This is a genomic window from Brevundimonas variabilis (assembly GCF_014199945.1).
Taxonomy (GTDB): Bacteria; Pseudomonadota; Alphaproteobacteria; order Caulobacterales; family Caulobacteraceae; genus Brevundimonas; species Brevundimonas variabilis.
This window is the reverse complement of record NZ_JACHOR010000002.1, coordinates 184,174-207,488: the sequence shown is the minus strand read 5'-3', so window position 1 is coordinate 207,488 and position 23,315 is coordinate 184,174. Positions and strand designations below refer to the sequence as shown.

Genomic DNA, 23,315 nt, shown 5'->3' with positions numbered 1-23,315 from the left:
ATGAGACCCACCTTCATCAACGTCGGCGAGCGGACCAACGTCACCGGCTCGGCCAAGTTCAAGAAGCTGATCGTCGAGGGCGATTACACGGCGGCCTTGACCGTCGCCCGGCAGCAGGTCGAGGCCGGGGCCCAGATCATCGACATCAACATGGACGAGGGCCTGCTCGACTCGAAATCGGCCATGGTCACCTTCTTGAACCTGATCGCGGCCGAGCCGGACATCGCCCGGGTGCCGGTGATGATCGACTCCTCGAAATGGGAGGTGATCGAGGCGGGCCTGAAATGCGTCCAGGGCAAGCCGATCGTGAACTCAATCTCGATGAAGGAGGGCGAGGAAGCGTTCCGGAAGCAGGCTGTCGCCTGCCTGCGTTACGGCGCTGCCGTCGTGGTCATGGCCTTTGACGAGGTCGGGCAGGCAGATACCGCCGCGCGCAAGATCGAGATCTGCACGCGCGCCTATCGCATTCTGGTGGACGAGGTCGGCTTCCCGCCCGAGGACATCATCTTCGATCCCAACATCTTCGCCGTGGCGACGGGGATCGAGGAGCACGACAACTATGCGGTCGACTTCATCGAGGCGACGCGCGAGATCAAGCGCACCCTGCCCTACGCCCGGATCTCAGGGGGCGTGTCCAACGTCTCGTTCAGCTTCCGCGGCAATGAGCCGGTGCGCCGGGCGATCCACAGTGTGTTCCTGTATCACGCCATCCAGGCGGGCATGGACATGGGCATCGTCAATGCGGGCGACCTGCCCGTCTACGACGACATCGATGCAACCCTGCGCGAGGCGGTCGAGGATGTGATCCTGAACCGGCCTCAGCGGACCAATGTCTCGAACACCGAGCGGCTCGTGGACATCGCCCCCAACTACAAGGGCGACAAGGGGGTCGCACGCGTCGTGGACCTGAAATGGCGCGACCAGCCGGTTGGCAAGCGGATCGAACACGCGCTCGTCAATGGCATCACCGAGTTCATCGACGCCGACACCGAGGAGGCGCGGCTTCAGGCCGAGCGTCCGCTGCACGTCATCGAGGGACCATTGATGGACGGGATGAACGTCGTCGGCGACCTGTTCGGCGCGGGCAAGATGTTCCTGCCACAAGTCGTCAAATCGGCGCGGGTGATGAAGCAGGCCGTGGCCTGGCTCGAGCCCTTCATGGAGGCCGAAAAGGCCGGCAAGCCCCGTGAACAGGTCGGCCGGATCCTGATGGCGACCGTCAAGGGCGACGTCCACGACATCGGAAAGAACATCGTTGGCGTCGTCCTGCAGTGCAACAACTACGAGGTCATCGACCTCGGTGTCATGGTGCCTGCGGACCGCATCCTTGATGCCGCCGTGGAGCACAACGTCGATATCATCGGCCTGTCGGGCCTGATCACGCCCAGCCTTGACGAAATGGTCTTTGTTGCACGCGAGATGGAACGGCGCGGGTTCGATATCCCCTTGCTGATCGGCGGAGCAACGACCAGCCGGACCCATACGGCGGTCAAGATCGAGCCCGGCTATCGCAAGGGATCCACCACCTATGTCGTCGACGCGTCACGGGCCGTCGGCGTGGTCTCCGGTCTCCTTTCAAAGACCGAACGGGCCCGAAACGAGGCGGTGACGCGCGATGAGTACATCCGGATTCGCGAACAGTATGCCCGGGGCCAGGAGGTCAAGGCGCGCGCGACCCTGAGCGAGGCCCGGGCCAACGCCTTCAGACCCGACCCGGCCGATCGTTTGCCGGGGGCGCCCTCCTTCATCGGCGTGAAGGCCTTCGACAGCTGGGACCTGGCTGATCTTGCCGACCATATCGACTGGACGCCCTTTTTCGCGAGCTGGGAATTGATCGGGCGCTACCCCCAGATTCTGGACGACGAGATCGTTGGCGAGGCGGCTACAGACCTGTTCGCCGATGCCCAGGTCATGCTGAAGCGGATCATCGACGAAAAATGGTTCACCGCGCGGGGTGTGGTTGGTTTCTGGCCGGCCCAGGCCGAGGGCGATGACATCGTCGTCTTTGAAGACGAAACTCGCGCCGCAGAGATCGCGCGTTTTCATACCCTTCGCCAGCAGATCAAGAAGGCGAACGGCAAGCCAAACCTGGCCCTCTCCGACTTCGTTGCGCCTCGCGAAGGATCATCACCGGGCGACTATATCGGAGCCTTCGCGGTCACCACGGGCCATGGCGAGTTGGAAGCGTCCAGACGGTTCAAGGACGCTGGGGATGACTATTCCGCCATCATGTCATCAGCGCTCGCTGACCGCCTGGCCGAAGCCTTTGCCGAAGCCCTTCACAAAAAGGTCCGTACCGAGTTGTGGGGCTATGCTCAGGACGAGGACACCACAACGGATGACCTGATCGCCGAACAATACCAGGGCATTCGCCCTGCCCCCGGCTATCCGGCACAGCCCGATCATACGGAAAAGGCGACGCTGTTCAGGATCCTGAGCGCAGAAGACAATGCAGGCATGGCCCTGACGGAATCCTTCGCCATGACCCCGCCCGCTTCGGTGTCAGGTCTGTATTTCGGCCATCCCGGCAGCCATTATTTCGGCGTCGGCAAGATCGACCGCGACCAGGTCGAGGACTATGCGGCGCGCAAGGGATGGGATGTCGAGACCTGCGAACGCTGGTTGTCGCCTATTCTCAACTACGATCCTGGCATGGCCGCACGCGACGCAGCGGCTTGATCACCTAAGGGCGGTCAACGCCCTCAGTGCGCAGTCCGACTTCGGTCAGGGTGGCTGGTGGCGTGGTGATGTTCTCGCGGATACGACGTGCCGCATGTTCGCACCGGCCCGGAAGGCCGAAGAACAGACCGAACGCCCGGCTACGGGTCGCTTCGTCAGCCTGACCGAGCAACGGAGTCCATCGCCCCGTTGCGTCGGCCGCCGCCTCCCTCGCCGCTGCCCTGCTGGCAGTGGATTGGCGAGCGGTCGCCGCCGACAGGGCCGATCGGAAGTCCGAGGCCTCCAGACGGCCCAGTCGCATGATCTCGAGGTCCTCTGGCGCACGATCGCTCAAGGTTTCGCCCAGCGCCACATGCCCGCTGACCAGGGCATCGCACCAGGCCACCAGTGGGTAGTCTTCGGTCGGTGCCCCGCGCGGGAGCGGATTGGAATAGGCCAGCGCTTCTCGCAACCTGACCTCAGATGCCGTCTCACCCCCTGCAGCGGGCCCTGCCGTGACCACGGGTCCGTCCTGCGGAACCGACTGGATCGAAAGAAAGGCGGCGAAGGCGAGCGTGCTGAGCATGAGATTTCCGGAGTCGTTTGAACGATGCTGGCGGTGGGCCTCCGCTCGCAAACGCTTGAAGACGGCCGATGGTTTTTCTGCGGCACAAAAAGAAAGGGCGGCGAACCGATTGGTCTGCCGCCCTCCTGCTCGACCCGATGGATCAGGCGTTTTTAGAAGTTCGCCGTAACGCTGAAGAAGGCGTAGCGGCCCAGCGCATCATAGAGTTGCGGATAGGTATTACCGTTGCCGCCGGTACCCGCGCTCGTCGAAAGCGGCGGATCGCGGTCGAGGATGTTGTTGATCCCGACGCGGGCGCTGAGGGTATCCGTGACCTGCCAGCTTGCGGCGAGGTCGAGGTAGTACTGAGCGTCCAGCTTGCTGTCGAGACGACCCGCAACACCACCCGTCAAGCTCGAACCGAACTCGACTTCAGAGTAGTAGCGCCACGTACCGGACACATCCACATCCCATGGCGTAGACCAGGTTGCACGTGCACGGTGACGATACTCGGGGTTCGGAATGCCGCACTGGGCGGAACCGTAGTAGCCCGTGCAGTCGTAGACCGAGCTGGCCGTTTGCGTACCGGTGTCGGACTCGAGGGAGTCCAGAATGGTCGCCACGTAGGCGAGGCCGACCGACCCAAACGAGCCGAGACCGAGGTCTTCCAGATCGATGTTGTAGTTGGCATTGATGTCAACGCCGCTGGTCTTGAGACCACCAATGTTGATGTTCAGGTTTTCGACAAAGGCCGTGTCCCCGATCCATAGCGAACCGTTGTTGGGGTTACGATTGATGCGATCGCAGGCGGCAGCATCGTTGTCGTTGTAGCAGAGGTCCAGCGTATTGGCTGCACCAACGGTCGAAATCAGTCCGTCAACCTGGATGTCGAAGTAGTCGACCGACATGTTGAAACGCGGCAGGAACGATGGCGTGAACACCACACCGAAGGTGAACGTGTCGGACTCTTCCGGTTCAACATTCGGGTTACCACCCGTCAACTGGTTGTACTGACCCGCCGGGCTGTCGAGTGTTGCGCTGCCATACTGGGTCGCCGTCACGCCTGTCAGGGCGCATTCAGCTGCCGTAGCCGTCCGCGACGGACCGCAAGGGTCGAAGTCGATGTCGAACAGGCCGAGACCCTGGGCTGCGAACAGTTCGATGACGTTCGGAGCCCGGACAGCGCGCGAGTAGCTGGCGCGGAGGCGGACGTCCTCGATCGGCGCATAGTCTGCACCGAACTTGTACGTGTCCGTCGTCAGGTTCTTGTATTCCGACCGGCGATAGGCAGCGTCGACCGAGGCCGAATAGGCCCAGGCCTGCTCGTCAGCCAGCGGAACCTGGACTTCGCCGAAGATGTCGACGACGTCCACGGCACCCTTCAGACCAATGCGGGGACCGCCCTGACCGGCACCGTCGCCTGTCGAGAAGCTGGTGTCCGTCACCGACTCAAGGGCATCGCGACGGTATTCGGTACCGAATGCGACCTTGATGCCGTTGGTCGTGAATGGCGACTGAATGCCATAGACCCCCAGATCGCCGGTAACAGCAGCGGTCACAACCTGCTGGGTCGTGTCGCCGGTCTGCACCAGCGGGATCTGCAGGTAGTCAAGCGCTGCCTGGGTGACACCGCCCGAGCTGAACACGTTGTAGGGAACGCAGCCGGCGTCAACGCCGGTGGTCACCGAGCGGCAGGTCGGCACGCCGTTGACATTGATGACGTCAAGGGCGCGAGCCAGTCGCGTGATCGAGAAGTCGTTCAGATAGGTTTCCGACAGCCGGACGCGAGAGAACTGGGCGGCAACGTCGTAGTTCCACCCTTCCGTGATCGCACCACGCACGCCAACGACGGCACGGTATGATTCGTAGTTCAGCGAGTCCTGACGTCCGCCGCCTTCAACGTTACGACGACCGATGTAGAGCGGAACGGTTCCGCCCGAAGCGATCAGGGCGGGCGTACAGCTAATCGCGGTACGTTGTTGCGCCGAAAGCAACGGGTTGTCGCAGTTGATCGTGGAGTTGTTGAAGAAGCTTCCCGACGGGGCGATCTGGGCGACCGACTCATAATCAGAGAACATCAGCTGCGCGAACGCTTCGGCATTGTCGTTGATCTGATAACGGCCGAACGCACCGAGCGTATAACGCTCGTCAGGACGCTGATAGTAGTTGATCGGGCCAAAGTTGTAGGCGTTGTTGGCGGCGCTATATGGAACGAACGTTCCGTTCGGCCCAACCGTGAAGGCAAAGCTGGGGCCGCCCACGCCAAAGTTCGTGAACTGCCCCGGGAAAGAGGTGCCGGAACCGCCGCAGGTGTAGGTGGTGGGGGCAGCAGCTGAAGGTGCTCCCAGCGAGCACGCCGAATAGTCACGGTCGCGCTGCAGGATCGGGTTGTTGTTCCGATAGCCAGCATAGGCAAGGATATTGCCTTTACCGTCCGGCGAAGAAATACCCATGGTCAGGGTGACTTCGCGGCTTTCGCCATCCGAAACATCGTCTTCCGGCAGGGCAAAGTTGGCGGGGTTTGTCTGGCCACGGCGCGCAATCTCGTTGCGCAGGTTGCCCGGGCCGTCATAGTCGTTGTTGTGCTGATAGAAGCCGTACTGGGCGTCGATCTGGATGCCCTCGAAGTCCTTCTTCATGATGAAGTTGACAACGCCGGCAACAGCGTCCGAACCGTAAACGGCCGAAGCGCCGCCGGTCAGAACCTCGACACGCTCGACCAGCTGGCCGGGGATCTGGTTCAGGTCGGCTGCGGTATCGGTCGGCGAGCCATAGCCCATGCGGCGACCGTCGATCAGCACCAGGGTGCGGTCCGAACCGAGGTTACGCAGCGAGACCGTGGCCGTTCCCGACGCACCGTTGGAGACCGTGGAGTTCTGCGCGGCAAAGGCCTGCGGCAGCTGATTGACCAGGTCCTCGACGCGGGTCACGCCCTGGACGTCGATGTCCTCGGCGGTGACCTGGGTGATCGGGCTGTTGGTGACCAGGTTGGCCTGCGGAATGCGCGAACCGGTCACGACGATGTCGTCGACCGTGGCTTCGGGCTCCTGCGGCGCAGTCTGGGCCATTGCCGGGGCTGCGAACGCGAGCAGCGCGGCGCCACCGATAATGGTCGAGGCCAGCAGCCGTTGACGGTTGATGTGAGTTCTCAAGATGACTCTCCTGATGTCGGATTCCTGCCCTTCCAGGTCAGGATTCCGAGGATTTGTTGTTGGTCTTCCCCCGCGACAAACACACAAGCGTCGCAGTCCGTCTCTCTTCTAGTCACCTTGCGAAGCGGAATGCCATCTCAATTACATGGCTGTAACGATGTGGCCTCGGGACTGTCGCAATCAGGTCACGATTGGTTCGCCCTTGAAAGCCCACTGGCGCGCGGCGATGCCAGCATGGCAAGGTGCGGTGGGGCACTGCGATGCCCGATCAGAACGAAACACGGCCATGATCCACTTACGACAGATGTGTTCGCTTCCCGCAGGCATGCTGCTTCTCGTCATCTGCTGCGGCACCGCACAGGCGCAGCAGCCGGTCGCGCAGGCGCGCCCGGAACTGCTGACCCGTCTGATCGACTGCCGCTCCATTGCGGACGGCGGCCAAAGGCTGGCCTGTTACGACGCGGCAGCGTCCGCCTTTGATTCGGCGGAGAAACAAGGCGATGTCGTCGTCATTGATCGCGAACAGGTCGGCGTGGCCCGGCGCCAGTTGTTCGGCTTCCAGCTTCCATCCATGCCGGATCTTCTGCAACGCGGCGCACAGCCGGATACGCTCGATTCGATCGAAACCACCCTCACGCGTGCCGGTCAGTACGGCGAAGGCAAATGGACGTTCACCCTGGCCGATGGCAGCACCTGGCGTCAGATCGACAGTGAGCCGGTCCGCTTCCGCAACCGCGCCGGACTGCCCGTTCGCGTGCGCCGTGCGGCGTTGGGCAGCTTCCTCCTGACCATCGACGGCAGTCGTGCAGTCCGCGTACGCAGGCAATAGCCATGGAACGTCTTCGAAGCATTGCTCCCGGAATCTATGTGGCAGGCCAGATCGATGCCGAGGACATCAAGGCCGCTGCAGCGCTTGGCCTGACGCGCATCATCAACAATCGACCGGATGGCGAGGACCCAGGCCAGCCAGAATCACAGGCTGTCGAAAGGGCCGTCCGCGATGCCGGCATGGACTACGTTCATATCCCGATCATGGGCATGCCAGCCAGCGATCAGGTCAAGGCTGTGGGTCAGCAACTCGCAGACGGCAAACCGACGCTGTTGTACTGTCGCTCGGGGATGCGCTCGACGGCCGCATGGGCCCTAGCGACCTCGGCGGGAGGCACACACTCGCCAGAGGCTATTCGAGCGTCCGCTGCCGAGGCCGGCTACGACCTCAGCAGGCTGCCCCTTTGACCTGAACTCAGCGGACGATCGCCACGCGCGATGCATAGGGGACGGGCTCAGGTGTGCAGGAGGCCGCCAGAATCTGTGTCGCCATAAGCAAGAGCACTGCCGCAGCAATAGGCTGGAGCCGTTTTGATACACCAAAGGCAATGGACTGGACCAAGACACGCTCTCCGCGGACGATTTACCTCTTGTTAAGGCAAGGACCGGGCCGAGACGTCTGCTCCGGAATGGACCAAAGATGATCCCCTTTGTGCGTGACTTTGATTTTGCGTATGGCCGGCGCGATCAGGTGTCGCCCCTGATCCAGCGCGTTGTGGCCAACAACCCCGGCCCCTTCACCTTCACGGGTACGGCCACCTTCATCGTCGGACAGGATCATGCCGGAGCCGGCGTTGCGGTCATTGATCCGGGCCCCCTGGATGAGGCCCATCTGACGGCCATCCTGTCAGCTGTCGACAGCCGAACCGTCAGCCATATCCTTGTCACTCACACTCACCGGGATCACGCATCGCTTGCCCACCCTCTTGCCGATGCGGTCGGTGCGCCGATCCTTGCCGCGAAGCCACCCGCACAGCCCGTGCATGCGTCCGGACCGCTGGATGAGGCCGAAGACGATCGCTTCCAGCCTGACGTGATCCTGTCGGGTGGTGAGACGATTGAAGGCGACGGCTGGACAATGAAGGCCCTGTTCACGCCAGGTCATTCCTTAAGCCATATGGCGTTCGCCCTGATGGATGAGGATGCCCTGTTCTGCGGTGATCACGTGATGGGCTGGTCGACAACCGTCGTCGCACCTCCGGACGGCAACATGACCGACTATCTGGCCAGCCTGGATACCGTCATCGCGCTGGACTATCGGACGCTATGGCCGACCCACGGGCCGCCCATCATTGCCCCCGCGCCATTTCTGGCGGCCTACCGGGCACACCGCCTTGCCCGGGAGACACAGATTCTGGAACGCGTGATGGCGGGCGATGAAGAGGTCGCGACGATCGTGCCTGTTCTCTATGCCTCCGTCGATCCTCGACTGTGGCCGGCCGCGAGCCTGTCCGTCCGCGCTCATCTCGACAAGCTTGTGCGCGAGGGCCGGGTTCGGGTCACGTCGGACGATCGCTACAGAGCGGGCTGAAGGGACTTTGCAAGCGCGAGAGCCTGACGACAGACGGCCCCTCCATCGTTTCGGTCGCCGGCGGCGGCAAGCCTCAAGTCCGTGCGCCCCGGGCGGATCCTGACGACGGCATCATAACGGCGCCCGAACCAGAACCCCTGTCGTGTCCCCGCCACCTCGAACAGGCCAGCCTCCGTGATCGCGAACCCTTGCTCCTGGAGCGCCCAGGCCGCGGCCTCAGGCAGCAACTGGGTTTCAACAGCAGCAAGCCCGTTGCAGGTCGCCGGCACGCCAGCCTGTAATCTCATTCCGGGCGGATCGATTGCATTGGTCGAGACATCGAGCGGGCCGGATTGGGCCATTTGCAGTGTCTGGTAACGGAACACGCCAAGAGAGAGACAGGAAACGATGAGTGCCGGCACGGCATATTTCGCTCCACGTCGCCAATGCCGTCTCGTGATCCAGAGCGCGATCACGACTGCTGCGGGCGCAGCAAACGCCACAGACTGCGCCACGCGCAGGGTGAACACCTCGACGGCCATATCGACTGGCAGAAAGCCGATCCGGGCGGCAAAAGCCGACATTATGACGACGACAGGCGCCGCACATGACACAGCCAGGGCGGCAACCGCGGCGTTGCGCGCCTTGTCTGCGCCGTCCGCCACCGTTCAGGCCCGCTCGGTCAAAGCCGCCGCGGGAAGGACGTAATCCTTGAGGTTCTGACGGACGAGCTTCTTGTCGATCTTTCCCGTCGCGCCCAGCGGAATGTCGTCCACGAAGACCACGTCATCGGGCATCCACCATTTCGCGATCTTGCCAACAAGGAAATCGAGGTGTTCCTGCTTGTCCTGATCCTGATCGGGCTTCAGCTTGACGACCAACACCGGTCGCTCGTCCCATTTGGGATGCGCGGCACCGATGACAGCCGCCAGCGCGACCTTGGGATGGCCCATCGCGATGTTCTCGATCTCGATCGAACTGATCCACTCGCCCCCGGACTTGATGACGTCCTTGGCGCGATCGGTGATCTGCATGAACCCCATGTCATCGATCGTTGAGACGTCGCCGGTATCGAAGAAGCCCTCGTTGTCGAGGATTTCGCCACCTTCGCCCTTGAAATAGGCTCCGGCAACGGTCGGTCCCTTGACCATCAGCCGGCCATAGGTCGAGCCGTCGTGAACGACGGGCTGACCCGCATAGTTCTTGAGCTTGATCTCGACGCCCAACGGCGGGACTCCCTGCTTCAGTCGCCACTTCATCTGCTCGTCGTAAGGCATCGCTTTCAGCTCGGGCGTCATGTTTGCGACGGTGCCGACAGGCGAGGTCTCGGTCATGCCCCATGCATGGATGACCTCGACGTCGAACTCGTCGTTGAACCCGCGGATCAGGGCTTCCGGCACGGCCGAGCCGCCGATGAGGACCTTTTTCAGGGTCGACAGCTTCAGGTGATGGGTCCGCATATGGTCAAACAGCAGTTGCCAGACTGTCGGAACCGCTGCCGAGAACGTCACGCCCTCGGTTTCCAGCAGCTCATAAATGGCCGCACCATCCATGCGCGCACCCGGCATGACCAACTTGACCCCCGCTGCCGGCCCCGTGAAGGCGAGGCCCCAGGCGTTGGCATGGAACATGGGCACAACCGGCAGGATCACATCATTCGGCGTTGCCGCCATTACCGTGGCCTGCATCGTGATCAGCGTGTGCAGGAAGTTGGACCGGTGCGAGTACAGCACACCCTTGGGATTGCCGGTCGTGCCAGACGTATAGCACAGCCCACAGGCGGTCTGTTCCGGGAAGTCACCCCAGACCACGTCTTCGGACGCCTGCTCGAGCAGCGTCTCGAAACACTCCAGGCCTGGCAACGTCACGTCCGGCATGTGATCGATGTCGGTCAGGACGACGACCCGCTCGACCCCCGGGCAGTGCGGCAGGATCGCCTGCAGCAGTGGCACGAACGTCAGGTCGACGAAGATGACCCGGTCACCGGCGTGATTGATGATGTAGACGAGTTGCTCGGGGAAAAGCCGCGGATTCAATGTGTGGCAGACGGCACCGATCCCCATGATGCCATACCATGCCTCGATGTGGCGGCCCGTATTCCATGCGAGTGTCGCGATACGGTCTCCGGTGTTCACACCCCAGCTTTTCAGGACGTTGGAAACCCGCTTTGCTCGGCGATGGATCTCGCCATAGTTGGTTCGTACGATGGGTCCCTCGACCGATCGCGTCACGACTTCACGCGTGGGATGCCATTGGCTGGCGTGGTCGATGATCTTGTCGACCGTCAGCGGCCAGTCCTGCATCAGTCCGTGCATATCGCGTTCCCTGAAATTCTTGCGCCGACATTGGGAGCAGCGCTTGGACGGCAAACTATCGGCGACGGCCGTCCCGTGCAACGTGACGCCGGGTAAGGCTTACACGCTTTCCGTCCACGAACTGCGCCGGAAGGCCCGGGACGGCTGTTCGAGAGCAGCGGCGAGCGATACAAGCCGGCCAATGACCGTTCTCATCGCAATCACGGGGGGCTCTGGCTCCGGAAAAAGCACGCTTGCAGAAGCGTTGCTGGCTGCCCTCCCCCGGGATGTCGCGGTCCTGATGCGCGAGGACAGCTATTACAGGGATGCGGCGTCCCTCCCCGGCTTCGATGCCGCCACCTTCGACTTCGACGATGTCAGCGCCCGTGATCATGATCTCATGATGGCCGATCTGATGCGCCTCAAAGCGGGAAAGCCCGTCACAGCGCCCGTCTACTCTTTCATCCACCATGGTCGTGAACCCGAAGGAGAAGCCATCCCGGCTGCAGAAGTCGTTATTGTCGAGGGCACGCACGTCCTGTGCACCCCGGCCATGACGACCCTTTTCGACATTCGGGTCTTCGTGGACACACCTGCCGACATCCGCTTCATCCGACGGCTGCTGAGAGACCAGACCGAGCGGGGACGGACGGCCGATTCAGTAGTGGCACAGTATCTGGCAACCGTCCGCCCGGGTCATGTTCGGCTTACCGAGCCTTCGCGAACGCATGCAGACTTCATCATTGCCGACACGACGGCTGCAGTTCGGCTGGAAGATCCCCAGGCTGTCGTGCGTCTCGCCGCACCTGTCCTCGCTCACCCCTTGCTCGCTCGATTCTTGACGCACTGAGCCTTTTGATGGCCCGCGACTTGCAGAACAGGGCCGAAACGCACATGCGTGTTCAGAACAACGATATCCACGACCCTACTGCATCACGGAATGAACGACACCTTGTTTGATGCCGACCCCCGTCGGGCTGCAATCCTGCGTCAGGCCCGGCGCCACTTCATGACCAGAGGCTATGCCGCGACCCGGATCGAACCGATCGCGCGCGAGGCCGCCGTTTCAACTGCGACCCTCTACACCTACTTCCAGTCCAAGGACGATCTTTTCGCTGCCGTGATCGTCTCCGCGTCCGATGCCTTTGCCGCAGAGATGGCGAAGGTCACTCATGGAGCCGAAGGTCCCGCGCGTGTGCAGATACTGCAGTTTGCACTGGCCTATGCAAACTTCATGGGCGACCCCTTCGTACGGTCCGTCTTCCGACTTGTCATGGCTGAGCGCCCGCGTTTCAAGGATGTCGCGGAAGGCTTTTTCGAAAAGGGTCGGTCGGATTTCGGAGCTCCCCTCATCGCCTGCCTGTCACGGCTTTGCGACGCAGGTGAGTTGCAAATCAGCAAACGCTCCTGGGCTGCGGGACAACTGATGGGAATGATCGAACACCCACTGTTCTTTGTCCCGCTCGTGACCGGCGATGACGTTCACGTCGCTCGTCCGGCAGACCTGATAGCCGAAGATGCCGTGGATACCTTCCTCGCCCGCTATGGATCACATCAGGGATAAAGCCGCGTCGTAGCCCAGGTCGCACCGTGCCGCTGGAAGCGGAGACGGTCATGCAGTCGGAACGGCCGATCGCGCCAGAACTCGATCACGCTTGGCACGACCCGCCATCCGGTCCAGTTTTCAGGTCGTGGCACGTCCTGGCCCGCAAACCTCGCCCCCTGCTCCGCCACCGCGACTTCCAGAGCTTCCCGCGATTCGAGGGGTTGCGACTGTTCCGAAGCCCATGCTCCTATTCGGCTTTCGCGAACTCGGCTGGCAAAATAGACGTCCGCTTCATCAGCGGTCACAGGTTCGATCGTTCCCCGAATGCGCACCTGGCGGCGCAGCGATTTCCAGTGGAACAGCAGCGCCGCCGCCGGATGTCCGGCCAGTTGCTGCCCCTTGGCACTCCGCGCATTGGAATAGAAGGTGAAACCTCGCAGATCGACGTCTTTCAGCAGCACCATCCGGCTGTCGGGCATGCCGTCTTCGCCGATGGTAGAGAGACCCATCGCATTGGAATCGTTGATTTCATGCGCTCGCGCATCAGCGAGCCATTCGATGAAGAGTCCAAACGGATCCTCACGCTGGAAAATCGTGTCATCGCCGTTGGCTGCGAGAGCAGCAGCATAGTCACGATCATACTCCTCGCGCGTTGGACTTGGGGGGATTGCAGCGTAGGTCATGGCGTTCTGATAGCGCCTCCCACATCTTTTGCGCAGCCCCCGGCCAGCTCGACAACGTCGCAGGGTTACCAGTGTCGCACGGTTAACTGCATGTTGACTCTGTCTGAGCCTCTATCGTCCCATGACCGCCCGTCTCCAGTCCGAGATCGTCTCGATCTACGAAGCCCGCGCTCTTCTCGGGCTGACGGGTGCTGTTGACGGGCCCGTCCTGACGGAAACCTTCCGAAAGGCGATCAAGGCCGCTCGGCCTGATCTGCCAGGTGGGGACGAAACGCGGTTCCGCCGCACCATTGCAGCATGGCGACTTCTCCAGGCCCAGGCTGCGAAACCCCTTCCCCTCGCGGCACCCCCGAGCCGCCAGACCCCTCTGCCGGTCATCGGCATTACGCCGACACAAGCCCTGCAGGGCGGCAAGACGACCGTTCGCGTCAATGGTCGCACCCTGCGCGTCAAACTTTCTCCCGGCCTTCGGACCGGTGATGAAATCCGCCTCAAAGGTGCAGGGCCGGAAGGACGGAACCTGCGCTTGCCAGTCCTGATCCGGGCGACAGATGGTGTTACGGTGCTTGGCAACGACATCCACATGACCTGGCCAACAGCGGCACGGCTGATCGACGATGGCGGACGCGTTGAAATCGAGACCCACGCTGGCCCCCGATCCGCATGGATAACCCCGGGCCTGACGGGAACGATCTGTCTGCGGCTGCGGGACCTGGGTCTGCCGGCCCGTGGCTCGCGCGCCGCCGGGCATCTTTTCGTGACCCTGATCCGCAGCGCCGACACGCCCTCTGCGGCCGAAGATCTGCTGTCGCGGTTCACGCGGGTCTGGACGCCGGAGCGTCTGGCAGCCTAAGCCGCCATCATGTCCCACAACACGTTCGGTCATCTGTTTCGCGTCACGACCTGGGGCGAAAGCCATGGCCCAGCGATCGGCTGCGTTGTCGATGGCTGTCCGCCGATGATTCCACTGACTGAAGCTGACCTTCAGCCCTGGCTTGATCGCAGAAAGCCGGGCGGCAGCCGGTTCGTAACCCAACGCAACGAGAGTGACACAGCCCGCATCCTGTCCGGCGTGTTCGATGACGGGGCGGGTCCTGTCACAACGGGCACGCCGATCGCCATCGAGATTCAGAACGAGGATGCCCGTTCGAAGGACTACGGCGAGATCGCACGTGCCTACCGGCCAGGGCATGCGGACCTGACCTACCAGGAAAAGTATGGCGTCCGGGACCACAGGGGCGGCGGCCGGTCTTCCGCTCGGGAAACGGCGAGCCGGGTCGCGGCAGGCGCTGTTGCGCGTCGCGTTCTGGGGCCGGACATCACGATCCGTGCCGGCGTCGTCCAGTTGGGTGCGCACCGGTTGGGGACCGATGAGGTGGACTTCGATGCCACCTACGAAAACCCCCTGTTCGCTGCATCATCGACCGTCATTCCGGCTTGGGAAGCCTATCTGGACAGTGTCCGGAAAGCCGGCTCGTCGATCGGAGCCGTCGTTGCCCTCGAAATCACCGGAGTCCCTGCCGGCTGGGGCAGCCCTTTGTACGGCAAACTCGATGCCGAACTCGCGGCGGCCCTGATGTCGATCAATGCCGTCAAGGGCGTCGAGATTGGTGCTGGCTTTGCCTCCGCCGAGCTGTCCGGCGAAGACAATGCCGACGAAATGCGGATGGGGCCCGACGGTGAGATCATCTTCGGGTCAAATCATGCAGGCGGCATCCTTGGCGGCATTTCGACCGGCCAGCCGATAACGACCCGCCTTGCATTCAAGCCGACCTCGTCAATTCTCACGCCGCGCCGGACCGTGACACGGGACGGGCTCGACACAGACCTTCGCACCAAGGGAAGGCATGATCCCTGCGTCGCTCTCCGCGGTGTGCCGGTGGTTGAAGCCATGGCAGCTTGCGTCCTGGTTGACGCAATGTTGCGTCACAGGGCCCAGATCGGCTGATACCCCTTCCGCCACCAACACTGTTACCTATATGGAAGTCCGAACCGGCGCACCGTGCGCTCGGCCTGTATCGGGAGATCGCATCATGATCGACGTCAGACCTTTTGCCAGCCTCGGCGGCGCAGACCATGGCTGGCTGAAAGCCCGCCACCATTTCTCGTTCGCAAATTACTATGACCCGGCCCGCATGAACTGGGGCCGCCTGCGGGTCTGGAATGATGACGAGATTGCTGCAAAATCGGGCTTTCCGCCCCACCCCCATGCCGACATGGAAATCATCACCTATGTCCGCACCGGTGCCATCACGCACGAAGACTCAATGGGCAACAAGGGTCGCACCACGGCGGGCGACGTCCAGATCATGAGCGCAGGCACAGGCGTGCGCCATTCCGAGTTCAACCTTGAGGACGAGACCACGACCATCTTCCAGATCTGGATCGAGGCCGATCAGCGGGGGGCTAAACCCGCATGGGGTGCCAGAACCTTCCCCAAGAGCGACCGCAGCGGCCAGTTCAATGTCCTTGCTTCGGGCGACACCACCGACGAGGCCCTGACCATCAATGCGGACGCCAAGGTCCTGGCTGCAACGCTGAACGCCGGCGAGACCATCACCTATCGCCTCGCGCAGGGCCGCCGAGCCTACCTTGTGCCTGCTGCAGGCACCGTGGACGTGAATGGCATTGCCTTGAATGCCCGCGACGGGGCAGCCATCGCAGACGAAGCCGAAATCACCATCACGGCGCGCGATGACGCAGAACTGGTCATGGTCGACAGCCTCTAGACTCGATGAGGGATCGGGGAATGCTGCCCCCATGGATTGCATTTCCCGATCTCGGCCGAACGTCCATCGCCTGGCGCAGGGGCGACGGTGCCGATTATCTCGACGATTTCCACCGTATGCTGGACGCCCTGTCGCCTGTTGAGCGCGACGCTTACGAAGCCGCGCATCCGGAGCAGGATGAATGGTATGGCTTCTATGCTTATTTTCGCGAGCGGCCCTGGTCATGACCAACAGGGTAGAGCCAGCCAGTCAGGCTCTGTTCACCCTTTCATGGGTAACGCAGGACGTCGAGGGGAAGCAGACCATGATCAGATCAATGCGCCGCGCCGGATCCATCGCAACCGTCCTTGCCGTAACCCTGATGCTGCAGGGCTGCGTGGTGGGGGCTGTCGTCGGGACGGCAGGTGCGGTCGTTGGCGGTACGGCCAGGGCGGCCGGAGCCGTGGTCGGGGCGAGTGTTGATGCTGTAACGACTTCCGATGCTGAGACCCGGGCCCGCGCCGAGAGGCAGCAACGCGAATATGAGCGCGAACAACGCCGCTGCGAACAACGTCAGCGGCAGGGCAAACGCTGCTGACGCTAGAGCGTTAACGTGCATTTCTCGTGGATGGTCGGCCTTGCCACCGTGACCCGACAAAGCCCGGGCCATTCGGGCTGAAGCCTGTTCACGAACCATAGACACAGATGCTCCAGCGTCGGCAGTTCGAGGCCGGAATGGTCGTTCAGCAGGCCGTGATCCAGCGTCTCTGCTGCCGCTTTCAGGGCCCGGTCCAGCGCCCCGAGGTCAGCGACCCACCCATGGCCATCCAGCGTCACTCCGCGCACCGTGGCTTCCACCTGAAAAGAGTGCCCGTGCATACGTCGATAAGGACTGCCGTCCGGCTCATTGGGGAAATGGTGGGCCGCATCGAAGGTGGCCGCCTTGGTGATCTCGAACTGGTTCATACTAACGCACGCCAATGTATTTATGGGTCTGAACACTGAGCCGCCATTGCGGATGCTTCAGGCAGTACTCGAGGGCCGCAGCCGTATTTTCAGCCTGGGACGGCCCGTCCATGGGCTGAAGCCAGAACCGCTCGAAATCGAGTCCTTCGAACCGGGCCGGCATGGCCAGAACCTGAGGAAAGACAAGCTTCAGTTCGGCACCGGATGTCTGGACGACCGGCGCATCCGCTTTGGGACTGACGCAGATCCAGTCAACCCCTGCAGGGACTGCGAGCGTTCCGTTGGTCTCGACTGCGATGTCGAACTGGCGTGCGTGCAGGGCAGCGATGAGCGGGGCGTCAAGTTGCAGCAGCGGTTCTCCCCCTGTGCAGACCACCAGTCGGGGATCCCCGTCCCGTCCTCGCCAGAGCGCGGCCACATGATCAGCCAGTCCGTCGGCCGTATCGAATTTCCCACCACCGTCCCCGTTGGTGCCGACAAAGTCGGTGTCGCAGAACGAACAGACAGCCGAAGACCGATCCTGCTCTCGCCCGCTCCAAAGGTTGCAACCCGCAAAACGCAGGAAGACGGCCGGGCGTCCCGCCTGCCCGCCTTCACCCTGTATGGTCAGAAAGACCTCCTTGGCGGAATAGGTCATGCGGCGGCCCATTCGGCGTGGCCAGCCGACCTCAGTTCGCACGCGGGGCAGGCCCCACAGCCATGTCCCCATGAGTGCAGGGTACCACGCTCGCCAAGATAGCAGGTGTGGCTCTCCTCAACGATCAGCTTGACCAGCCCTGCCCCGCCAAGCTGCTCAGCCAGCGACCAGGTTTCTGCCTTCGTCAGCCACATCAGCGGCGTTTCAATGGGCACAGGCTTGTCCAGCCCGAGGCCGAGCGCGGCCTGCATCGCATCAATGGTGTCGCGCCGGCAGTCGGGGTATCCCGAGAAGTCGGTCTCGCACATGCCGCCGACAAGCACGTCGAGCCCCCTGCGATCCGCCAATGCCGCCGCAACAGCGAGGAAAACGATATTTCTTCCGGGCACGAAGGTCGAAGGCAGCCCGCGGGCATCAATCTCGATGGCCCGATCCGTGGTCATTGCCGTTTCACCGATCGCGCCGAAACCGGTCAGGTCGATCACATGATCCGGCCCCAATCGGTCAGCGGACAACGGCAGCACATCGCCCATGCCAGCCCTGACTTTCAGACGAGCCATGAGTTCGACCGCATGACGCTGACCGTAGTCGAAGCCGACGGTCTCGACGCGCTCATAGCGTTCGAGGGCCCACGCCAGGCAGGTTGCACTGTCCTGCCCGCCAGAAAAAAGGACGAGCGCGCTGGCTGCGGATGAGAGTTGTGAAGGGCTCATGACAAATCTGCGGTCGGCCAACCGGGCCGCGCGCATTGGGTGTCGCTTTCGAAAACTTGTGCTTTGGCGACACGCCATACACCAGCTGTCGTCCAGGTGCAAAAGTGAGAGCAAAACTTAAGGTTTTAACATACGGTCGAGCTTAACCCTTCCGCAAAAGGTTGTGCGTAGTTCTTGCTTAATAGCACGGAGCATCGGCCGGCATGCCGACCATCGAGACCCTGACAGAGCGCGCCGATCCGGTGTCGCCAAAGGCTCCGGCCAGCGCTGTATTCGCGCGATTTCAGGCTGATCCAGATACACTCGTCATCCCTGTGGTCGAGGATGGCCGCCCGGTCGGGCTGATTGAGCGGAATGCGTTTCTACTAAAGATTGCAGGGCCATTTGGTCACGCGCTGTATGCCAGTCGCCCTGTCGCCAACATCATGGATCCCGAGCCCGCGGTCGTCGAGGCGGGCATAAGCATCGACTCCTTCTGCGACATCCTGCTGAAAAGCGGGCCCGGGGCGTTGATGCGCGGCTTCATCGTTACTCGCGCGGGCCGCTATCAGGGAGTTGGAACCGCGATCTCCCTGCTAAAGGCCGTGAACGACCAGCAGCGCAGCCAGAACCGTGAACTGGCGGAGCAGGCCCGGGCACTGAGCGATTCCAGAACCCAGACCCTGGCCGCTGCCAGAGCCAAGAGCCAGTTCCTTTCGATCATGAGCCATGAGCTTCGGACGCCGATGAATGGCGTCCTGGCGGTTGCCGAGCTCCTTCGCCGGCAGCCCCTCAACGAGACCTCACAGGCGCATATCCAGACCATCGTCGACTCCTCCGAGACCCTCATTCGCATTCTGCAGGATGCGCTGGATCTGTCGCGTGCCGAGGCAGGCGAACTGGAGCTGAGTCTCGCCCCAACACCGCTGCGGGCACTGATGGACGACATCGAGTCGCTCTGGGCACCCAGGGCATCTCAGGACGGCATCATCCTTCTTGTCGGCTATGATGGCGATACGGACCTTGTCGGCGATATCGACTCGACCCGTCTGAAGCAGGTCTTCAACAATCTGATCGGAAATGCCCTTAAGTTTGCCCGGGACGGGATGGTCGAGGCCCGGTTGAAGGCCTGGGTCGAAGCCGGCGAAATCCGGATGGAAGCCCGTGTCCGCGATAATGGGCCCGGCATCGATCCCCAGCATGTCGACGAGATTTTCGAGCCCTTTGTCCATGGCGCCGGACCGGACGGTGCGGGGCTCGGTCTTTCGATCTGTCGGCAGATGGTCGACCGCATGGGCGGACGGATCTGGGCGGAGAACAACACGGGTCGCGGCGCGACCTTTGCCTTCGATATCCGCTGCACTCTTTGCAGCGCCCCGAGCGAAAGCCGGGTCGATCTAACGCTGCTGGCAGACGTGGAACTGCAGTCCAGTCCCCACATCCTGATCGTCGACGACAACGCGACCAACCGCGTCGTGGCGCAGGCCCTCTGCGAAATGTTCGGCTGTACGTCAGAAACGGCGGAGGACGGCGTTGAGGCGGTGCAGGCCGCTCAGGATCGCCCGTTCGACCTGATCCTGATGGATATCAAGATGCCGCGCATGGACGGAATGCAGGCGACACAGGCGATCCGCGCTCTGGACGGGCCCGCCTCCCGTATTCCGATCGTCGCGCTGACGGCCAATGCCGATCCTGACGATGCTCGGCACTACAGATCCCTGGGGATGGCCGCAGTGGTCGAAAAGCCGATCAAGCCAGAGCGTTTGCGCATGGCCATAAACTTTGCCCTGACTGCGGAGGCGCAGGACGCAAGCGCAGGGACCGGCAGCCGCGCGGCCTGACCGGATCAGTCCGGCCTGTCTGGCGGAGCCTCCTCGTCTTCTTCGTCATACCCGACCAGTCGCAATGCCCTTGCCTTCATGCCGTTGATCTCGGCCCATCTCAGCAGCCCCTCTTCGCGGCCGTGGGTGATCCAGATTTCCTCCGGTCGCAGATCGTTGAAGGTGTCGGTCAGTTCGCCCCAGTCGGCATGGTCCGAAATCACTAGGGGCAACTCCACACCCCGTTGCCGGGCTCGGGCCTTGACCAGCATCCAGCCGGAGGCAAACGCGGTTACGGGATCGGCAAAGCGCCGCGCCCATCGATCCTGTATCGCGGATGGCGGACCGATCGCGACTTCGCCGCCCAGGGCGTCCTTTTTAAGCCCCGTGGCCGGAAGGATCGGTCCGAGATCGATGCCTTCGCGCTCGTAAAGCCGGTTCAACCTCTCCAGCGCACCATGAACATAGATCGGTCTTTCCCATCCCGCCTCGCGCAGCAGGCGGATCACCCGCTGGGCCTTGCCGAGCGCATAGGCCCCAACGAGGTGAGCCCGGTCAGGAAACTGGCCAAGAGATTGCACGAGGCGTCCGATTTCCTCGGCATCCGGCGGGTGGGTGAAGACGGGAAGCCCGAACGTCGCCTCGGAAATGAACACGTGGCACGGAACGGGCTCAAATTGTGCGCATGTTGGATCGCGTCGCCGCTTGTAGTCCCCCGACACGACCATGGTCAGACCCTGATGCCGGATGATAGCCTGGGCTGACCCCAGCACATGCCCGGCCGGTGCCATACCGATCTCGACCCCGCTGTGTGTCGTCCAGTCGCCGTAATCGAGAGCCTGACGAAGGTCCGTGAAGCCCTCGCCATAGCGTTCCGCCATGATCGCCAGGGTCTGGGATGTGGCAAGAACGGCCCCGTGGCCCGATCGGGCGTGGTCAGAATGGCCGTGGGTCACAACGGCCCTGGCCACAGGCCTGACCGGATCGATGTAGAAATCTCCGGGCGGACAATACAGCCCTGCGGGGGTCGGCCTCAGCAGGTCTTCGGGACGGATCATGCAAGGACTATGGCGGATGAAGGCATTCCCACACAACGCGCTCGACGCCCGACAGTGGCAAAGTCATAAACGCGCAGATTCGGCGCGCTGAACGCGTGCCGGGGCAAAGCCCAGCAGGCCAATCGCCGGAACCCGAGATGTCCGACACCTTCCTCGACCAGATCATGCCCCAGTTGGCCAGTGGCGCCGCGCACACCCACGCACTGGGTTTTGTCTATGAGGGCTATGAAGGTGACCGTGTCCGCATCCGCGTTCCCTGGAGGGAAGATCTGGTGGGCGACCCTGATACCGGGGTCCTGTCTGGTGGACTCGTGACCACAGCCCTTGATCATGTCGGAGGCCTCGCCATCTGGCTGGCGCTCGGCACGTTCCGTCCCATAGCCACGCTTGACCTGCGTGTGGACTACATGCGCGCCAGTGTCCGTGGACTGGACCTGGTGACCGAAGCGCGGTGTTATCGCCTGACGCGAACTGTCGGCTTCGTGCGGGCCTGGGCTTTCGAGGAACGTATCGACGATCCGATCGCTGCCGCCCAGAGCGTGTACATGATCACGGACGAAGCAGCGCGTGCTCCCAATCTGGAGGCGAGATCATGAGCGAGGCCATGCTGGACCGCCTTCCCTATGCACGCTTCCTCGGCCTGCGCACCGTGATGCAGGATGACGCCCTGACCGTAATCATGCCCTTTGCTGATCGTCTGATCGGCAATCCGATGCTCCCCGCGCTGCACGGAGGATCGACCGCTGCCCTCCTTGAGATGACAGCGATCGCTCAGGTTGCGCTCAGCTATCCACGGCTTAGATTGCCTCGGCCCATCAATGTGACCGTCGCCTATCTGCGGTCTGGTCGCCCCGTCGATGTGCACGCCCGCGCCACCATTTCGCGTGCCGGACGCCGTGTGGCTCATGTCATGGCGGAGGCCTGGCAGGACGAGCCGGGCCAGCCGATCGCCAGCCTGACTGCACATTTCCTGCTGGCAGACTGACCCACCCCGTCTTCGGCATCGCCTGAATGAGTCGTCGGTTCTCTCGCGAGGAGACAAGTGTAGAATCGGCCCGTCTGCTGGTCGGACGCAGCCGTCCGCCTGGCAGGCGCCGCACAGCAACGATCAGGGTCCATCTTTTTCCAGTGCCGGCCACGCCGACCGGGTGCCTGACCATATCATCCTCGATGAATCGGCGATCTCCGCCTCGGGCTTGGCGGGGCAACGTTGATCGCTGTCGGGTATGGTAAAGAAATTCCTACCCAAGGTTATCCATTTGTGTTAAGCCTATCTTCATCATTCAACTGAGGAGGGCTTTTCGTGGATAGGACTGAAACCATCGCCAGCGTCGCTGGTGACCTGCTGGCAACTGAAATCGCAGTCGATGCCGCAATCGCTCGCGCGACCACACTGGTCCAAGCCATGATTGGTGCGCGCTCGGCGCTCAGCCTCTCGCCAGTGGCGGGGGCGGGCTCGCAGACAAAGGCCATGGAAGCGATCGCGGCCCTTGCCGTTGCTCGTGAAGCCATGGTGGCCTGCCACACTGAACTCAACAAGGATCACCGTCGCCTCGGCTACGGCACCTACGCTATCGGGCCGCTGAACAAGCCGGACAATCCCGATGAGCCAATGTATCCGAAACTTCAGATCGCTTCCTGAATTCGAAGCAATGTTTGTTTAGGTCGTTTCGACTTATTCGGAGTCACGGTATAGTAGCCCTCATGTCCAATGACATGAGGGCTCTTTGTGTTTGATACGCTACCCGCACAGATCGGAGCCGCCTTTGTCGTAATCGTCTGCGGCTTTGCATTCCTGAAGGGCGACGAACCTGAGCGCATTTGGGCCGGGACATACATTCTGGGGTGGTTCGCGTCCCTGCTTGTCCAGGACAATGTCGAGTCCTTTACTACGCGGATGATTTTCTTTGGCATCGATGTCATCATGTTGGTTGTGCTGGTGGGCCTCGTTTGGAAGGCGCGCCGGACCTGGCCTACTTGGGCAGCAGCCTGCCAACTGATTGTCGTGATGAGCCACCTGGTTGCATTTACGGATCTGCAATCAACACGCGCAGCAGTAATCACAGTGATTAGCCTGGCCGGATACGGCGTCTTGATTGCCCTTGCCGTCGGGACGTTCTGGGCGTGGCAGGAACGTGTGGCGGCCGGGATCGAATAGGCATAAAGTCCTAGGACACACAGTCTCCGGTGTAGTCCGC

General features: G+C 62.3%; 25 protein-coding genes. 16 read left to right on the top strand and 9 right to left on the bottom strand.

The genetic code is table 11. The annotated features are described in order from the left end of the window. Positions 1 to 2,679, top strand: a complete 2,679-nt coding sequence (metH, locus tag GGR13_RS05690; RefSeq protein WP_183212539.1) for a methionine synthase — start codon at positions 1 to 3, stop codon at positions 2,677 to 2,679. A 4-nt stretch (positions 2,680 to 2,683) separates the two neighbouring features. Here metH and GGR13_RS05685 read toward each other — a convergent pair whose 3' ends face one another. After that, on the bottom strand, positions 2,684 to 3,244 hold the full coding sequence (locus GGR13_RS05685) for a hypothetical protein (protein WP_183212538.1): 561 nt from the start codon (positions 3,242 to 3,244) through the stop codon (positions 2,684 to 2,686). A gap of 152 nt (positions 3,245 to 3,396) precedes the next feature. After that, a complete protein-coding gene (locus tag GGR13_RS05680) occupies positions 3,397 to 6,375 on the bottom strand; it encodes a TonB-dependent receptor domain-containing protein (protein WP_246347711.1) in 2,979 nt (992 codons plus the stop codon). A gap of 325 nt (positions 6,376 to 6,700) precedes the next feature. Between GGR13_RS05680 and GGR13_RS05675 the strand changes: the two genes are divergently transcribed. The 3 genes from GGR13_RS05675 (at position 6,701) to GGR13_RS05665 (ending at position 8,734) form a co-directional block, all read left to right on the top strand. Further along, complete coding sequence (locus GGR13_RS05675) at positions 6,701 to 7,204, top strand: hypothetical protein (protein WP_183212537.1); 504 nt, start codon at positions 6,701 to 6,703, stop codon at positions 7,202 to 7,204. 2 nt (positions 7,205 to 7,206) lie between these two features. Continuing rightward, the gene (locus GGR13_RS05670; protein WP_183212536.1) at positions 7,207 to 7,611 is read left to right on the top strand and encodes a protein tyrosine phosphatase family protein; all 405 of its coding nucleotides are present in this window, start codon (positions 7,207 to 7,209) and stop codon (positions 7,609 to 7,611) included. A 232-nt stretch (positions 7,612 to 7,843) separates the two neighbouring features. Further along, positions 7,844 to 8,734 (top strand): MBL fold metallo-hydrolase, encoded by an 891-nt coding sequence (locus GGR13_RS05665; RefSeq protein WP_183212535.1) that lies wholly within the window; start codon positions 7,844 to 7,846, stop codon positions 8,732 to 8,734. Here GGR13_RS05665 and GGR13_RS05660 read toward each other — a convergent pair. Beyond that, positions 8,719 to 9,297, bottom strand: a complete 579-nt coding sequence (locus GGR13_RS05660) for a hypothetical protein (RefSeq protein ID WP_183212534.1) — start codon at positions 9,295 to 9,297, stop codon at positions 8,719 to 8,721. The genes GGR13_RS05665 and GGR13_RS05660 overlap by 16 nt on opposite strands. Before the next feature lie 84 nt (positions 9,298 to 9,381). Next, a complete protein-coding gene (locus GGR13_RS05655) occupies positions 9,382 to 11,028 on the bottom strand; it encodes a long-chain-fatty-acid--CoA ligase (protein WP_183212533.1) in 1,647 nt (548 codons plus the stop codon). A gap of 181 nt (positions 11,029 to 11,209) precedes the next feature. Between GGR13_RS05655 and udk the strand changes: the two genes are divergently transcribed. After that, entirely contained in the window at positions 11,210 to 11,857 is a 648-nt protein-coding gene (gene udk / locus GGR13_RS05650; protein ID WP_183212532.1) for a uridine kinase, read from the top strand. A 90-nt stretch (positions 11,858 to 11,947) separates the two neighbouring features. Continuing rightward, positions 11,948 to 12,571, top strand: coding sequence for a TetR/AcrR family transcriptional regulator (locus GGR13_RS05645; protein ID WP_183212531.1), 624 nt, complete (start codon positions 11,948 to 11,950; stop codon positions 12,569 to 12,571). Here the strand turns inward: GGR13_RS05645 and pdxH are convergent. Beyond that, on the bottom strand, positions 12,562 to 13,236 hold the full coding sequence (gene pdxH, locus GGR13_RS05640) for a pyridoxamine 5'-phosphate oxidase (protein WP_183212530.1): 675 nt from the start codon (positions 13,234 to 13,236) through the stop codon (positions 12,562 to 12,564). The two genes, GGR13_RS05645 and pdxH, sit on opposite strands and share 10 nt — an antisense overlap. A gap of 121 nt (positions 13,237 to 13,357) precedes the next feature. Here pdxH and GGR13_RS05635 point away from each other — a divergent pair, with 121 nt between their 5' ends. The 5 genes from GGR13_RS05635 to GGR13_RS05615 all read left to right on the top strand — a co-directional run bounded on the left by GGR13_RS05635 (position 13,358) and on the right by GGR13_RS05615 (position 16,542). Then, positions 13,358 to 14,089 carry a DnaJ C-terminal domain-containing protein gene (locus GGR13_RS05635; RefSeq protein ID WP_183212529.1) on the top strand — a complete coding sequence of 244 codons (732 nt, stop codon included), beginning with the start codon at positions 13,358 to 13,360 and terminating at the stop codon, positions 14,087 to 14,089. A gap of 9 nt (positions 14,090 to 14,098) precedes the next feature. Further along, a complete protein-coding gene (aroC, locus tag GGR13_RS05630; RefSeq protein ID WP_183212528.1) occupies positions 14,099 to 15,184 on the top strand; it encodes a chorismate synthase in 1,086 nt (361 codons plus the stop codon). 85 nt (positions 15,185 to 15,269) lie between these two features. Then, positions 15,270 to 15,965, top strand: coding sequence for a pirin family protein (locus GGR13_RS05625; protein ID WP_183212527.1), 696 nt, complete (start codon positions 15,270 to 15,272; stop codon positions 15,963 to 15,965). Between the two features lie 20 nt (positions 15,966 to 15,985). Then, the gene (locus tag GGR13_RS05620; protein WP_183212526.1) at positions 15,986 to 16,192 is read left to right on the top strand and encodes a hypothetical protein; all 207 of its coding nucleotides are present in this window, start codon (positions 15,986 to 15,988) and stop codon (positions 16,190 to 16,192) included. 77 nt (positions 16,193 to 16,269) lie between these two features. Further along, positions 16,270 to 16,542: a hypothetical protein gene (locus GGR13_RS05615; RefSeq protein WP_183212525.1), complete on the top strand. Its 273-nt coding sequence runs from the start codon at positions 16,270 to 16,272 to the stop codon at positions 16,540 to 16,542. A 2-nt stretch (positions 16,543 to 16,544) separates the two neighbouring features. On the opposite strand, the gene GGR13_RS05610 is transcribed toward GGR13_RS05615, so the two are convergent. From GGR13_RS05610 to queC, 3 genes are read right to left on the bottom strand one after another with little or no spacing between them, the layout of a single operon-like run. Then, positions 16,545 to 16,910 (bottom strand): 6-pyruvoyl trahydropterin synthase family protein, encoded by a 366-nt coding sequence (locus tag GGR13_RS05610; protein WP_183212524.1) that lies wholly within the window; start codon positions 16,908 to 16,910, stop codon positions 16,545 to 16,547. Between the two features lies 1 nt (position 16,911). Beyond that, a complete protein-coding gene (gene queE / locus GGR13_RS05605) occupies positions 16,912 to 17,547 on the bottom strand; it encodes a 7-carboxy-7-deazaguanine synthase (protein ID WP_183212523.1) in 636 nt (211 codons plus the stop codon). After that, positions 17,544 to 18,260 (bottom strand): 7-cyano-7-deazaguanine synthase QueC, encoded by a 717-nt coding sequence (gene queC, locus GGR13_RS05600; protein ID WP_183213099.1) that lies wholly within the window; start codon positions 18,258 to 18,260, stop codon positions 17,544 to 17,546. The genes queE and queC overlap by 4 nt, the downstream gene beginning before the upstream one ends. A gap of 203 nt (positions 18,261 to 18,463) precedes the next feature. Between queC and GGR13_RS05595 the strand changes: the two genes are divergently transcribed. Further along, positions 18,464 to 20,080, top strand: a complete 1,617-nt coding sequence (locus tag GGR13_RS05595; protein WP_183212522.1) for a response regulator — start codon at positions 18,464 to 18,466, stop codon at positions 20,078 to 20,080. 5 nt (positions 20,081 to 20,085) lie between these two features. On the opposite strand, the gene GGR13_RS05590 is transcribed toward GGR13_RS05595, so the two are convergent. Continuing rightward, the gene (locus GGR13_RS05590) at positions 20,086 to 21,117 is read right to left on the bottom strand and encodes a ligase-associated DNA damage response exonuclease (RefSeq protein WP_183212521.1); all 1,032 of its coding nucleotides are present in this window, start codon (positions 21,115 to 21,117) and stop codon (positions 20,086 to 20,088) included. 137 nt (positions 21,118 to 21,254) lie between these two features. On the opposite strand from GGR13_RS05590, the gene GGR13_RS05585 reads away from it, so the two are divergent. The 4 genes from GGR13_RS05585 (at position 21,255) to GGR13_RS05570 (ending at position 23,275) form a co-directional block, all read left to right on the top strand. Then, complete coding sequence (locus tag GGR13_RS05585; protein ID WP_183212520.1) at positions 21,255 to 21,713, top strand: PaaI family thioesterase; 459 nt, start codon at positions 21,255 to 21,257, stop codon at positions 21,711 to 21,713. Continuing rightward, positions 21,710 to 22,102 carry a PaaI family thioesterase gene (locus GGR13_RS05580; protein WP_183212519.1) on the top strand — a complete coding sequence of 131 codons (393 nt, stop codon included), beginning with the start codon at positions 21,710 to 21,712 and terminating at the stop codon, positions 22,100 to 22,102. Before GGR13_RS05585 ends, GGR13_RS05580 begins: the two co-directional genes overlap by 4 nt. A 318-nt stretch (positions 22,103 to 22,420) precedes the next feature. Beyond that, on the top strand, positions 22,421 to 22,759 hold the full coding sequence (locus GGR13_RS05575) for a hypothetical protein (protein WP_183212518.1): 339 nt from the start codon (positions 22,421 to 22,423) through the stop codon (positions 22,757 to 22,759). Between the two features lie 87 nt (positions 22,760 to 22,846). Then, complete coding sequence (locus GGR13_RS05570) at positions 22,847 to 23,275, top strand: hypothetical protein (RefSeq protein WP_183212517.1); 429 nt, start codon at positions 22,847 to 22,849, stop codon at positions 23,273 to 23,275. Positions 23,276 to 23,315: the final 40 nt, after the last annotated feature.